This window comes from Nocardia sp. NPDC059177 (assembly GCF_042755165.1).
Lineage (GTDB): Bacteria > Actinomycetota > Actinomycetes > Mycobacteriales > Mycobacteriaceae > Nocardia.
In genome coordinates this window covers 20,819-35,690 of sequence record NZ_JBHZBX010000018.1, presented here as the reverse complement: position 1 = coordinate 35,690, position 14,872 = coordinate 20,819, and the positions used below count along the sequence as shown (strand labels likewise).

Sequence of the window (14,872 nt, the reverse complement as noted above, 5' to 3'; positions counted from 1 at the left end):
ACGAGAACAGGACGCGCGCGTATGGACGAGGGTCGGTGGACGACCGTCACCGAGTCGAGTTTCGAGCACGAGCGCCGGGGGCTGGAAGCGATCCGAACCCGGTTGCCCGGCGTCGACCCTTGGTTCGCGTGGTCCAATTTCACCTTCACCGCCACGACCGGCCATGTCCGCGAGATCGATCTGCTGGTGATCGCCCCCAACGGCGTGCACATGATCGAGCTCAAGGACTGGAGTGGCCGGCTCACCTCGTCCGGTGGCGACTGGGTCCAGACCACCAACGGTGGCGACCGCCGCTTCCACCGCAGCCCGCTGCACCTGGTGAACCAGAAGAGCAAGGAGTTGGCCGGCCTGCTCGGCGCGCACGGCGCCCGCGTCTTCGTGGGCGCCACCGTGTGCTTGACCAACCCGAATCTGAAGTTCGATCTCCCGACCGGCGACCGCGCCGGTACCGACACGATCAAAGAACTGATCGACCGCCTGAACGCCCCGGTCCGCGAGGCCCGGCACACCATCTCCCTCGACAAGGCCCGCTCGATCAAGAAGGCTCTCGAACAGATCGGCATCCGCCGCAGCGACGCCGACTTCGTGGTCGGCGCCTACCAGCTCGAACACACACCGATGGACACCGGACCGACCTGGCAGGACTATCTCGCCACCCACACCGAGCTGCGTAAGCAGGTCCGGGTCCGCCTGTATCTGCGCGAACGCGGCGCCGACGAGCAGACCCGCAGATCGGTCGACGCGGCGGCCAAACGGGAGGCCGACGTCCTGAGCCGGTTCGGGCATCGAGGTGTGGTGCACCTCGAAAATTTCGAACCGTCGGCACATGTCGCCGGCCCTGCCCTGATCTTCCACTACCACCCGGAGACCCTGCACCTCGACGCCTACCTCGCCCGCTACGGCGACGTCCTCGACATCGGTCATCGCGTGCGGTTGGTCCGCCAGCTCGCCGAGACCTTGCGTTCGGCGCATTCGGCCCGCCTCTATCACCGGGCACTCGCCGCCCGGTCGATCCATGTCATTCCCCGCGCGGGATCCGACGAGACCGAACGCTGGCGCGAGCCGCTGCTGCAGATCTCGGATTGGCAAGTCGCGACGCGACGTTCGACCGGAACCGCCTCCACAACCACACGCAATCACGCACCCACCGCACTGTCCCCGCAGCATCTGTCGTCGAGCTCGAGCGCCTATCTCGCTCCCGAGGTGACCGCGTCCTCCCCTGACCCCATCACCATGGACGTCTACGGCCTCGGGATGCTCACCTACCTGATCACCACGGGCAAAGCCCCCGCCGGTTCGCAGGCCGAGTTGCTGGCCCGCTTCGAATCGGGTGAGGAGCTGCGCCCGAGCGCGTTGGCCGACAATGTGCCCTGGGATGTCGATCTGCTGGTCGCCTCGGCGACCGATTTCCAGCCGTCGAAGCGACTGGGCTCGATGGACGAATTCCTCGAGCTGCTCGAATCGGCCGAGAAGGCGCTCGACGCGCCTGATGACGACGAGCCCGAGACTCCGGACAAGGATCCGCTCGACGCGGTGCCCGGAGATGTACTCGGCGGCCGCTGGAAGGTCGTTCGCCGTCTCGGTACCGGTTCCACCAGCCGCGCGCTGCTGGTACACGACCTGCAGTCCACCATCGCCAAGCCCGGCGGCAAAACCTATGTGGTGCTCAAGGTCGCGCTCTCCGACGACCGCGCGGAGATCCTCGAACGCGAAGCGGCGGTGCTGCGCGGCCTGCGCCGCCACTCGGGTTTGATCGGCCTGGTCGAGCCCGAGCTGCTGAAACTCGGCGACCTCACCACGCTGGTACTCGAGTATGTCGGCAACGAGCACGGCCTCGACGCGGAGTCCACCCAGCGCACCGAGGAGACCGTCGCACGCGAGCTCCGCGACAACGGTCGCCTGCAGGTGGGCCGGCTGGAAACCTACAGCGACTATCTGTTCGGCGCCCTCGACTTCCTCGAAGGCGAGGGCGTATGGCACCGTGACCTCAAGCCGGACAACATCGCGATTCGCGTCCGCCCCAATCGCACCCGCGAGCTGGTCCTCATCGATTTCTCGCTCGCGGGCTACCCGGTGCGCAATACCGACGCGGGCACCGACGGCTACCTCGACCCGTTCATCGGCACCCTCACCCGTGGTGTCTACGACGCCCATGCCGAACGTTATGCCCTGGCCGTGACCCTGCACGAGATGGCATCGGGTGAACTCCCCCGCTGGGGCGACGGCAGCATGCTCCCCCAGCAGCTCGACGCCACCGAATGGCCGTACCCGAAGATCACCGCGGACGCTTTCGACCCCTCGGTGCGCGACGGCCTGGTCTCGTTCTTCCGCCGAGCCCTGCATCGCGATGTGGCACAGCGTTTCCCTGATCTCAAGCCCATGCGTGACGCGTGGCGCAAGATCTTCCTCGACATGTCCCGCGCGGTGCCGTCCCGACCGCTCAGCGTCCACCCCGTTCCGCCACCGAGCGATATCGACAACCCGGCCCCCGAAGATCAGCGCCGCCGGATCGCCGACCAGGCAACCGTCGATACCCACCTCTCGCAGGCCGGCCTCACCGCCGCCACCGAGCAGTTCCTGTACGGGCTCGGGGTGAACACCGTCGGTGAGTTCCTCGAGTACGGCCGCGGCAAGCTGATCAACGCTCCTGGTTTGGGTGTGCGGGCCCGCCGCGAGATCCAGGAACGGCTCAAAGAGTGGGTCCAGCGACTCGGCGGCGAAGAGCCTGCCCCGCTGACAACGCAGGCCCGGAAAGAGTCGAAGAGCGAACTCGAAGCCGCCACAGCCGATCCCGGCGACGGTCTGCGCACCCTCAGCCTCGACACGCTGGCTGCCAGATTCGTCCCGGAACGCAACAACAACGGCAGCAACGCCACCAAGATCGACGCGGTCACGCGCCTGCTCCGCATCCCCGGCGCGGGTGATCTTCCGGAATTGGACAGCTGGCCCACCCAGACCGCCGTTGCCGAAACCCTCGGCCTGACCTCCCCCGCGGTATCCCAATTACTCAAGGCCCAGCGCAAGCTGTGGAAAGAGGACCCGGCCGTGCAAGCGTTGCGCGCGCAGGTCATCGAGCTGCTTGCCGAATTCGGCCGGGTCGCCGCCGCCACCGAACTCGCCGACGCACTGCTCGTGCAGCGGGGTTGCCGCTTGCGGGGTCGCGCCGAACGCCGCGCGCTCGGCATGGCAGCGGTCCGCGTGGTCGCCGAAGTCGAACAGCTCGTCCCCGACGAGGCGATGCTGCTGGTCGCGCAACGCCGCGACGCCGGCATCAATCCCGTCGTCGTGCTCGCACTCGAAGTGGACGACGACACCGACCCCAACACCCCTGGCGCCAAGGGGCTGACGAATTACGCACTCCGCCTGGGCAAGTCCGCCGACGCCCTGGCCGCGCTGGAAACCCTGCCGACCGCCGCCACCGTCCTGGATCGGCTCGGCGCCGTCGAACCCCCGCCGGGTTCGCTGGTCCTCGACGAGCGCCGCCTCGTCCAGGTGGCCGTGGCGGCTTCCCACAATGCCGCCGCCACCCCTCGCCTGGAGATCTACCCGCGCGACCTTCCCTTGGTTCGTGCCGTCCGCCTTACCCAGGCGGGCCTGTTGTCGCTGACGCCGGGCATGCCACTGACCCACCAGACGGGTCTCGCCCCGGAAACCGTCATCGACCGCATACTCGCTCGCTTCCCCGAGTTGCCGGTGCCTGGCAGCGGCCGCAAGCAGCACACCCCCGCCCTCGCCAAAGCACTCCGCGACGCGGGATTCGCCCTGACACTGGCGAAACATCCCGTCACCCATACGCCTCGGTATCTCCCCGACCACGGCGACCCCGAGTCCAGCGTCACCGCTCAACCTCGCTGGTCGACCAATATCGGCACGAATACCGCCACGGGCACCTATGCCGACGACCCCGAAGTCGCCGGCGCCGCCCGTGCCGAGGAGCTGCTCACCGGTGCCGCCCGCCGCGATGGTTTCCGGGTACTGACCGCGCCCAACAAGCCGATCGGCGCCGACCGCGCCACTGCCGTGGAGATCCTTCGCAATCGGTTCGGTGCCCGCCCCTTGTCCGTCACCGCCCTGTTCCTGGCGAGCATGCACGAGCAGGTGCTCCCGAATTCCAAGCCGACCTGGGACACCATCCTGCGTGCCGATGTCGCCGAGCCCGGTTCGCGTGGCGCACTGAAGTTCTCCGAATACGCCCGCACCGCGTGGGGCCAGATGGAGGTCGAGATCACCGCCGAAATCGCAGGCGACGGCCCCCTGTTGCTCACCGACACCTTGGTCTTCGCCCGCTACGACGCCATGGACGTCCTGAGCCGCCTGGCCGAAAGGGCCCGCCGCGGAACCGGTGGCCTGTGGCTCATGTGCCCGCAGGCCGACCCGTCTCGCCACCCGCACCTGGGTACCACCGCTGTCCCCTACCAGTCCGCCCTCAACGAGTGGATCTGCCTGCCGGACACCTGGATCCGCAACCGTCACCGCCCCACCGAGCCCGCATCAGGAGCCACCGCATGATCGACCGCACCGCACTGCTTGCCGATCTGAAGAAGCAGGTCACCGCGGTCGAGAAGGACCTCAACGACCAGCTGCGCGCCCTCCCCGAGGTGAAGTCACGGCTGGTCGCCGAGTACTCCCAGGCCCGCAAACTCAACCGCACCGCCGCCACCGAATCCGCGTGGCTGGGCGAACGCGTCACCCAGGTAGCCGTCGCCTGGGTCCTCGGCACCGTCTTCGTCCGCTTCTGCGAAGACAACCAGCTCATCCCCGACCCCTACCTCACCGGCCCCACCGACGACCGTCGCGACCTGGCCCACGCCCGCTACGACTCGTACGTCGAGTCCGACCCGGACCCCACCTACCGCGGCTGGCTCGAAACCGCCTTCGCCGAACTCGGCACCGGCCAGGCAGGCAAACTCCTCTTCGACCCCGCCCGCAACCCGCTCTACCAGATCCCGGTGTCCCATGACGGCGCCCGCAAGCTCATCGAGTTCTGGCGGGCACGCGACGAGCACGGCGTCCTCATCCACGACTTCACCGACCCGCTCGACGAAGACGGCGTCAACGGCTGGGACACCCGCTTCCTCGGCGACCTCTACCAGGACCTCTCCGAGGACATCCGCAAAAATTACGCCCTACTCCAAACTCCCGAGTTCGTCGAAGAGTTCATCCTCGACCGCACACTCACCCCCGCCATCAACGAATTCGGCTACGCCGAGATCAAACTCATCGACCCCACCTGCGGCTCCGGCCACTTCGTCCTCGGTGCCTTCAAACGCTTGAACACCCTCTGGGCCGACAACCGCCCGACTATGGACCGACACGAAAGAGTCCGCGCCGCCCTGGAATCCGTCCACGGCGTCGACATCAACCCCTTCGCCATCGCCATCGCCCGCTTCCGCCTCCTCGTCGCCGCCATGGCCGCCGCCAACATCCGCACCCTGAACGAGGCAGCCCGCTACGACTGGCCGATCAAACTCGCCATCGGCGACTCCCTCATCAAGGCTCGTCAGCTCGAACTCACCTTCGACGGCGAACAGAACGACCCCCTCGCAGAACACTCTTACGCCACCGAGGATCTCCATGACCACCCCGGCATCCTCGCGCCCGGCACCTACCACGTGGTGGTCGGTAACCCGCCCTACATCACCGTGAAGGATAGGAACCTCAACGAAATCTATCGCAGCCTCTATAAGGCATGCAGCGGGATCTACGCGTTGTCGGTCCCATTTGCACAAAGGTTCTTCGAACTTGCCCGATTGGGCAACGCAGATGGACAAGGCTTCGGTCGGGTTGGACAGATCACCGCCAACTCTTTCATGAAAAGGGAGTTCGGCACAAGGCTCATCGAGGATTTCTTCGCGCACGCAGTCGAACTCACAGAGGTTATCGATACCTCTGGAGCATACATCCCGGGCCACGGAACACCAACAGTAATTCTCATTGGCACCCGCCGCTCGGGCAATGGCCGCAGTATCACCGTAAAGACAGTGCGTAGCATCCAGGGTGAGCCCAAAGCCCCCGAGAAGCCCGAACAGGGCCTCGTATGGCGGGCGATAGTTGACCAGATTGATTGCGCGCCGAGCATCAGTAATTGGGTCTCCGTGGATGACCTTGATCGAAAACGATACTTCAGCAAGCAACCCTGGGTCCTTGTTGATGGTGGATTGGAAATGCTCGAACAGATCGAAAAGGAAAGCAACCATACGCTCGCCAAGGTTCAGAAGCTCATCGGACGGTACACCCACACCGGGAATGACTCAGCATACTTCGGAAATACCGGAACATGGACTCGCCATCGCGTCAATAGTTCACACATTGCACCCCTGGTGGAGGGCGACACCGTGCGCGACTGGAGTATCGCGCATGAAACCGAGGCGATCTTTCCCTACGGTGCCGATCTCAAAGCGGACCTGACTAGCGACACCCAGCCGCTTCTTTGGCGCTATCGAGCCATGCTCCGATCACGACGTGAACCTGGCGGCACCCACGAGGAAGTAGGACTGACGTGGTATGAATGGAGCCGTTGGCACCCAGAGCGATACTCGGTGCCACTAGGTATCGCCTTTGCCTTTGTAGCAACGCACAACCATTTCGTACTGGACCGGGGCGGGAAGGTGTTCAAACAATCCGCGCCGGTGATCAAGTTGCCGGAGGGCGCGAGCGAGGAGGAGCATCTGCGGCTACTCGGGCTGCTCAACAGCTCCACCGCCTGCTTCTGGCTCAAGATGGTGAGCCATGACAAAGGGATTCGCGGTGAAGGTGGCGGGTTCACAAGCTCGGATTGGGAGCGCTTTTTCGAGTTCACAGGCACCAAACTCGCCGAATTTCCAATCCCAACCAATAAATTTGGTCCGCTCGGCGAAGCCCTGGACAGTCTCGCAAACCAGCTAGCTTCCGAGTCTCCGCTGAGCCGCAAAGATCAGGCACCTACTGCTGTAAAACTGAGGGAATCGGGGCAACGCGCGGCATCGCTGCGAGCCCAAATGATTACCTTGCAAGAAGAACTCGACTGGCAGGTCTACGACCTCTATCGACTCATGGACAAACCTGTCAGCGCACCCAATGTAGACCTCCCCGAACTCGCGTTGGGCGAACGGGCATTCGAGATAGTTCTAGCTCGTCGCGTCGCAGCCGGCGAAGCTTCCCCAGAATGGTTCGACCGCCACAACTCAACTCCTATCACCGAAATCCCTGAACATTGGCCAGAATCCTACAAAGAAGTTGTCCGGCGCCGTATCGAGATCATTGAATCCAATCGTGCGATCGGCATGATCGAACGGCCCGAATACAAGCGACGCTGGGCGGCTGAAGACTGGGACAGCCTACAGAACAGGGCTCTTCGGTCCTGGCTCCTCGACCGCATCGAATCTCGCGACCTGTGGTTCGACCACAACGGCCAACCGCAGATCCTCACTCTGCCCCGCTTGACGGACCGGCTCGCGTCCGACGAAGACTTCGTCTCTGTCGCGGCGCTGTACGCACCACGAACGGAGCTCTCCGTGGTGGTCGCTGATTTGATCACTGATGAGCACGTCCCGGCACTGTCCGCCTTGCGTTACAAGCCCTCCGGCCTCAAGAAGCGCAAGGATTGGGAACCCGTCTGGGACCTCCAGCGGCAAGAGGACGCGATGCCTGACGGTGCCGCGAAGATCGACTTCCGAGACAGTATCCCGGTCCCACCCAAGTACACCTCAGCCGACTTCCTGCGGACATCTTTCTGGCAGGCCCGAGGCAAACTCGACGTGCCCAAGGAACGCTTCATCTCCTACGGCTCAACCAATACCGCAACCCCCGACCTCTACGGCTGGGCAGGCTGGGATCACCGCGAACAGGCCATGGCCATCGCCATCTACCTCGCCGAACACAGCCTCTCCACCGAAGAGATCACCCCGTTCCTGGCAGCCCTGCTGGAACTCCAGCCCTGGCTCGACCAGTGGCACAACGAGATCGACCCCGCCTACGGCATCGCCCCGTCCACCTTCCTGGCCGGTGACCGCCGCGACCGCCAGGCCGAGCACGGTCTCACCGATGACGACCTGCGCAACTGGCGTCCGCAGCCGGCTACGCGTGGTCGCCGCACCACAACACGCGCGACCAAGAAGAAGGCCGCTGAGGCCGAGGGGGACAACTGATGAACCAGCAACCGCTGCTGCGTGAGCTCATCGAGATCAAGGAGAACCCCTCCGGGTCGGACTATGTGCTCACCCTGTCCGAAGCGGTGACCGATGCGGGTTCGGCGAAGGCGGTCGAGGACTATGTCCTCACCGACCGCTTGCTCGGAAACTTCGATGAGGCACTGGCCCTGATCAAATCTGCGCTCGACGGGAACACGTCCAAGCCAGCCTTCCTGCACGGCTCGTTCGGTGCCGGTAAATCGCACTTCATGGCCGTGCTGTACGCGCTGTTGTCCGGTAATCAGGTAGCGCGGGCCAAGACCGAGTTCGACCCGGTTCTCACCAAGCACGAGTGGTTGCTCACCGAGAACAAGCGGTTCCTGATGGTTCCGTACCACATGATCGACGCCAAATCGATGGAGCAGCGAGTCCTCGGCGGCTATGTCGATTTCGTGCGGTCCAAGCATCCCGATGCGTCGGTGCCCTCGGTTTACCGCACCGATGCGCTGTTCACCGATCTCCGGTCGCTGCGGGAACGAATGGGTGAGGCCTCGTTCCTCGCCGCGCTCAACGGTGATCACACCGGCGGCGAGGATGACGAGTGGGGTGACACGACCGCTTTCTGGACGACCGAGAAGGTCGACCGGGCCCTCGTCGCCGAGGAAGCCCACGATGGTCGTGCCATCGACCATGTGAATCCCACGACCGATGCGGGCCTGCGCGCCAAGCTCGTCAACGATGTGAGCATCGGACTGCTGCCGGGATTCACCAAGCGGGCCGCCGAGGACGAGAGCGGGTTCATCTCCCTCGATGCCGGCCTCAGTGTGATCGCCGCGCATGCCAAGTCCCTCGGCTACGACGGCATCATCCTGTTCCTCGACGAACTGATCCTCTGGCTGGCCAGCCTCATCCACGACGAGAAGAAGGTCGCCCGTGAGGCCAGCAAGATCACCAACTTCCGCGAAGGCGGTGACGCGCGGCGGGCGATTCCGATCATCTCGTTCATCGCCAGGCAGCGCGACCTGCGCGAGCTGGTCGGCGAGGAGCTCGCGGGTGCGGCGGAATCGGCGATCCAGGACGCATTGAATCACGCGTCCGGCCGGTTCGATCTGATCAGTCTCGAAGACCGCAACCTGCCGCAGATCGCGCGTGCCCGGCTGTTGAAGCCACGGGACGCCGAAGCCGCCGCGCAGATCGATGCCGCTTTCGAGCAGACCAAGAAGCTGGGCTCCCGGGTGTGGGACACCCTGCTCGGCTCGGACGCGACAACGACCGGCGCCGATGAGGCCTCGTTCCGGCTCAGCTACCCGTTCTCGCCGGCCTTCCTCGACACCCTGGTACATATTTCCGCGGCCCTGCAGCGCTCGCGCACCGGCCTGAAATTGATGAGCCAGCTGCTCGCCGACCACCGCAACGAACTGCGCCTGGGCGATCTCGTGCCGCTGGGCGATCTCTACGAACAGCTGACCCGCGGCGGTGACCGGCCGTTCGTCGCCGACAAGAAGGTGCTCTTCGACGCCGCCGACAAGCTCTACCGGACCCGGCTGCGCCCCTATCTGCTCAGCACCTGCGAAGTCACCGAAGACGATGTCAGCGCCTACCTCAATCGCCGCGAGACGATCACCGATCCCAAACTGATCGGCAAGTGCGCGAAATTCGTCGGGCACAACCGGCTCGCCTGCACCGTGCTGCTCGCGGCCTTGGCTCCCACGGTGCCCGCGCTGCGGGAACTGACGATCCGCAGGCTCACCGCGCTCAACCACGGTTCGATCCGGTCGATGATCCCCGGTCGGGAAGAAGCACTGACCGTCGATATCGTGCGGGAATGGGCGGGCCGATTCCCGGAGATCAAGATGGTCGGCACCGAGGTCAACCCCGGTGTGCGGCTGGAGATCTCCGGTGTCGATGTCGAGTCGGTCATCGCGAACGCCCAGGTCAACGACAACCCGGCGAACCGGCTCGCGCTCGCCCGCGACCTGCTCGCCGAAGAATTCGGGCTCGACCGGGCCAACGGCCGCTTCGACGCCGACGAGCTGCAGTTCGTCTGGCGTGGTTCGAATCGGCTCGTCGAGGTGGTGTTCGGCAATGTCAGCGATGAGGATTCGCTGCCGAACCACGAAATGCAGCCTGCCTTCGACGGGCGCTGGCGGATCGTGCTCGACCTGCCCTATGACGAGGGCCTGCTCGGCCCGGTCGAGGATGCCGATCGGATTCGCAAGCTGCGAGAAGCGCAGGGCGACAATCACCCTCGCACCGTCGCCTGGCTGCCTTCGCATCTGACCAAACCGCGCTGGGAGGAGTTCCGCCGCCTGCTGGTGGTCACGAAAGCACTCGCCGACCCCTACCGTTTCGATACGCAATACGCCCAGCACCTCAACCCGGACAACCGAGCCACCGCCAAGCAACTCCTGGAGTCGCAGCGCGAGACATTGCGCGGCCAGGTACTCGCGTGGTTCAAGCAGGCCTACGGTTTGGCCGAGCGCAAGCCGAACGACGTCACCAACGAGCTCGATCGCCTGTTCCACCCACTGCCCGACATCGACAACCTGACGGTGTCCATCGGGCAGACCTTCCGCAACGCGATTCGCAGTTTGGCCGGCAAACTGCTCACCCACCAGTTTCCCGACCACCCCGACTTCGACCCCGAAGGCACTGGCACGGCCGTCAAACCGGTCGAGGCGAAAACGGTTCTCCAGCATGTGAAAGGCGCGGCTGAAGCACGCGACGGCCGCTTCGAGGTACCGGCCAAAGACCGTGCGCTCATGCGCCGGATCGCCGAACCTCTCGGCCTGGGGACACAGAAGGAAGCCTATTTCGAGCTGTCCAAACGGTGGGCCGACCATTTCCGCAAGTACGCGCAGACGGCAGGCGAGACGGGCGACCTGTCGATCATCTCGCTCGGCGATTGGATCGACGAGCCGCAGCCCCGCGGGCTCGAATCGCACATCGCCAATCTCGTCATCGCCTCGTTCGCCGAGATGGACGACCGGATCTGGGTCCGCGGCGGTGTGCCCATCGACGCTCCGGACCTGACCAAGCTCGCCCCCGGCGACGCACTGCGCGCGCAGCCGTTGCCGAGTGAATCGGACTGGGACACCGCGCGCAACCGGTTCGAGGTCCTGTTCGGGGAAAAGGCGCCCACCTTGCTCCGTGGCGGCCAGGTTCAGCATTTCGCCCGGCAGATCACCGCCGCGGCGACCCGATTCCATGATCCGGCGTCGAGGCTGGTCGACCAGCTCGAGGAGCACGCGGAATTCCTCCGGCTCGACGACACGGAACCAGGTGGCCGGCTGGCGCTCGCTCGGCGCTCACTCGATCTGCTCTCCGGCTTGCTCGCTGCCGGTGGTGGCGGCTCGGCCGGCGCGAAGAAGACCGTGGAAGCACTCGCGGGTGCTGATCTGGGTGAGGTGAACGCCGACCGGTACGCCACCTCGATCACCGCCGCGGACAAGGTGATCCGTGCGTTGACCCACGCACCGTGGAAGAACCTCGAGACCGCGCAGTTCCTCGGCCCCGAGGGCACCGCGTTGTTGGAGTCACTGCGCACAGCCGCCCGAGCGGATCAGCGATCAGCCGACCTGGCCGAGTCCCTGGCACAGACCGCCAAGCGGGTGACCGAATTGACGACCCGGCGTCTGCGCGAGGAACAAGCGCGGCGACGTGCGCAGGAGGCGAGCGACCGTGCCACCCAACCGGTCGCACCTGAGCCCACTCCGGTCACCGAGCGCGCCGACCAGATCGACCTCAGTACCGGCACCAGCGTCCCGCCTATTTCGCCCGATCGATCCGCACGCGCGACGGCTCGTCGTCGGGTAGGTATTCAGACCACGACCGCACGGGACGCTGTCGCGGCATTCGCGGCGGAACTGGCCGAACTGGCCGAACTGGAACCCGGGGCCACCGTCGAAGTCTCCTGGAAGGTGGTCGAATGACGTCGACCACCTCGACCGGTGTGCTGCGGTTGTCGAGATCGACGGTCGCGCAGTACCTGTCGTCCCACGGTCAGATCGCCAAGCTCATCGCTGCACCGGGTGCACCGGTGACGGTGCTGTTGCGCGGTGAACCGGTGTGGGAAGGTGACTCGGTTCTCTCGTTCGGAGACGGGCGCCGGGTCGAGGTCGCGGTCGCAGCGTCGCCACTGGCCGTGCACGAGGAGATCCTCGGCCACGCACGCAAGATCGACCCCGATCCGCGGGTGCTGGTCCTGGTGACCGCCGTCGACGATCACGATGTCGACCCCGCGATCCTCGTTCGTGCCTACGGCAACCGCATCCGCACGGTGGACCAGTGGGAGATCGTGCGGGAATCCTTCGGCGCCACCGGCATCGACACCAGGCTCAAGCAGCACCGGTGGGCATGCGAGGCACTGCTCGACGCAGCGGGTGCTCGCGGTTGGCCGACCACGATGGCCGGCGGAGTGCTGGCCCGAGTGCCTGCGCTCGCCGCACTCACGGCCCGCAGACTGCGCATCCCGACCGATTCCGACCGGATCGATCCGTACACCCTGCTCACGTGGACCTTGGCACCCGGCGGACCGCAGCTCCTGCTCGACCTCCGCGCACCGGAGCGCGACGGGATCATCGAGTTCCTCGGCGAGAACGAGCAATCGGGCGCCACCGGATCGGTCGTGGCCGCACTCACCCGCACCGGCCATGCCGCCGAAGCCATCGCCTACGGGCTCGTCTGTGCGGCACTGTGGACACACGCACGACCGGACAGCACCGTGTACCAGGCGCGGGGACGGGTCGAACGATGGCTCGGCGATCACCCACCAGCTCAGGGACAGACGCTGGACGAAATGCTCAGTGTGTTCGGCCGAACCTGCGAGCAGTACGTCGACGTCCTGCTCGAGAAAACCCATGCGGACGCCGATCCGGATGAGGAGGTCGACGAGCCGACCCGTACCGCGCGGCAGACCAAGGCCGCCATTCTGCTCCAGGCCGATCTGCTGGTCCGTCAGTTCGGCGCCGACGAGGCAGCGACCTCCAGCCCGATTCTCCCCGCAGGACTGGCAGCACGTTTCGCCGCCGCCGGGCGCGCACTCGAGAACGGTCGGTCCGAGGAGATCGATCGCACTGTCACGGCTGTCCGGAAGCACCGGCTCGCCACTGATCAGCGGGTACGGATCAGCCGTCTGCGCATGGCACAGCGGCTCGACCGATGGCTGCAGACTCGCCCGGACCCGACCGAGAACGACAGCGTCGCCGCGGCCCTCGATCGTCAGATGCACGACACCGCGTGGGCCGACCGAGCACTGGATTACCTCGACGCCGGTGGTGATGAGGAGCCGACCTTGCGCGTCGCCTACGCCGCGATCGCCGACCGCGCGCGGTCTCACCGTCGCGAGTTCGATCGGGAGTTCGCCAAAAACCTGGCTATATGGACGGATTCGGGCACGCCTCCCAAGACCATGCTGACTGTCGAGACCTTCCTGCACCGTGTTGTGCGACCTTTGGCAGCCGACCATCGGGTCCTGCTCATCGTCGTCGACGGTATGAGCGCCGCGATAGCCACCGAACTGGCGGGCGAATTGCGCAGCAGTTTCTCCGAATTCGATCCGCTGCCGGGAACCAGTGCCCCCAGGCGCCGATGCATGGCTGCCGCCCTACCCAGCCTGACCGCGGTCTCTCGCACGTCGCTGTTCGCCGGGAAACTCATGAAAGGCGACCAGAAGACCGAGAAGAAGCTCTTCCGCGAGCATTCTTTCTGGGGCGCACGGCGCGCGGAGGTTTTCCACAAGGACAACCTGCGCAGCCAGGCCGGCGACCGCTTCGGCACCGACCTGACCCAAGCGCTCGCCGACCCCAACTGCCATGTCGCGGTGGTACTCAACACCATCGACGACCGACTCGGCAAAGAAGCCAAACTCGATGACTCCGGGTGGCAAGCTCGCGAAATCGGCGACCTGCAAGCTCTTGTCTCCGTGGCGACCGCCCAGGGCATGGTGGTGCTGATCACCAGCGATCATGGGCATGTCGTCGACCGCAAGGGCGTTACCGTCACCGCCACCGACGTAGCCTCCGCACGGCACCGCGTCCCGGTCGGTGAGTTCGATCGTCGCAGCGAAACCGAGATACCGCTGCAGGGTCCACGTGTGGTCTGGCCGGAACCCGGCGCCTCGATCGTCGCACTGTGGGACAACGATTCGCGCTACACCGCCCAAAAGGCCGGGTACCACGGTGGTGCGGCACTCGCCGAGATCACCATCCCGGTACTGGCATTCCTCCCCTTCGGCGCCCTGCCCCCCAACGGCTGGCGTGAACTGGGTGACCAGCGCCCGAACTGGTGGCGCGACCCCACAGATGTCCTCCCGATCCCGGCCCCGGCATCCACCGCGAAGGCAACCGCGACAGCGGTGTCCCGCAAGGCCGCTGACAAGGCCGGTAACCAGATCACCCTCGATATCGTGCTCCCGGAACCAGCACCGATCGCTGCCCCGGCGAACCCCGCCGACGCATTGGTCGCCGGACTCCTGGCCTCGGCGGTTTTCGAGGCACAGCTCGAACAGCTGGCCAGGAAGCCGACGACAACCAAACTGGAGAAGGCGATCCGAGCACTCCTCGACGGCCCCCAGTCGACAACGGCACTCGCGCAGCGGGTCGGCGACCCTGTCACGCGCGGCAGCGGGTTCGCGGCGATTCTCGGCCAGCTGCTGAATGTGGACGGGGTGCAGGTGCTGGAGACCATGCAAGACGGACGAACCCTGCGTCTGCACGTCGGCCTGCTGCGAGCACAGTTCGGATTGGGATAGAACTCCTGTTGGC

The 14,872-nt window shown here is 65.5% G+C and carries 4 protein-coding genes; all 4 read left to right on the top strand.

What is annotated here, in order from left to right:
* Positions 1–21 precede the first annotated feature (21 nt).
* Genes pglW through pglZ form a run of 4 tightly spaced genes read left to right on the top strand, consistent with a single transcriptional unit; the run spans position 22 to position 14,859 of the window.
* Positions 22–4,509, top strand: coding sequence for a BREX system serine/threonine kinase PglW (gene pglW, locus ACFXK0_RS21575; RefSeq protein ID WP_379412373.1), 4,488 nt, complete (start codon positions 22–24; stop codon positions 4,507–4,509).
* On the top strand, positions 4,506–8,126 hold the full coding sequence (gene pglX / locus ACFXK0_RS21570; RefSeq protein ID WP_379412372.1) for a BREX-2 system adenine-specific DNA-methyltransferase PglX: 3,621 nt from the start codon (positions 4,506–4,508) through the stop codon (positions 8,124–8,126). Before pglW ends, pglX begins: the two co-directional genes overlap by 4 nt.
* Positions 8,126–12,040, top strand: coding sequence for a phage resistance protein (locus ACFXK0_RS21565; RefSeq protein ID WP_379412370.1), 3,915 nt, complete (start codon positions 8,126–8,128; stop codon positions 12,038–12,040). Before pglX ends, ACFXK0_RS21565 begins: the two co-directional genes overlap by 1 nt.
* The gene (gene pglZ / locus ACFXK0_RS21560; RefSeq protein WP_379412369.1) at positions 12,037–14,859 is read left to right on the top strand and encodes a BREX-2 system phosphatase PglZ; all 2,823 of its coding nucleotides are present in this window, start codon (positions 12,037–12,039) and stop codon (positions 14,857–14,859) included. Before ACFXK0_RS21565 ends, pglZ begins: the two co-directional genes overlap by 4 nt.
* Positions 14,860–14,872: the final 13 nt, after the last annotated feature.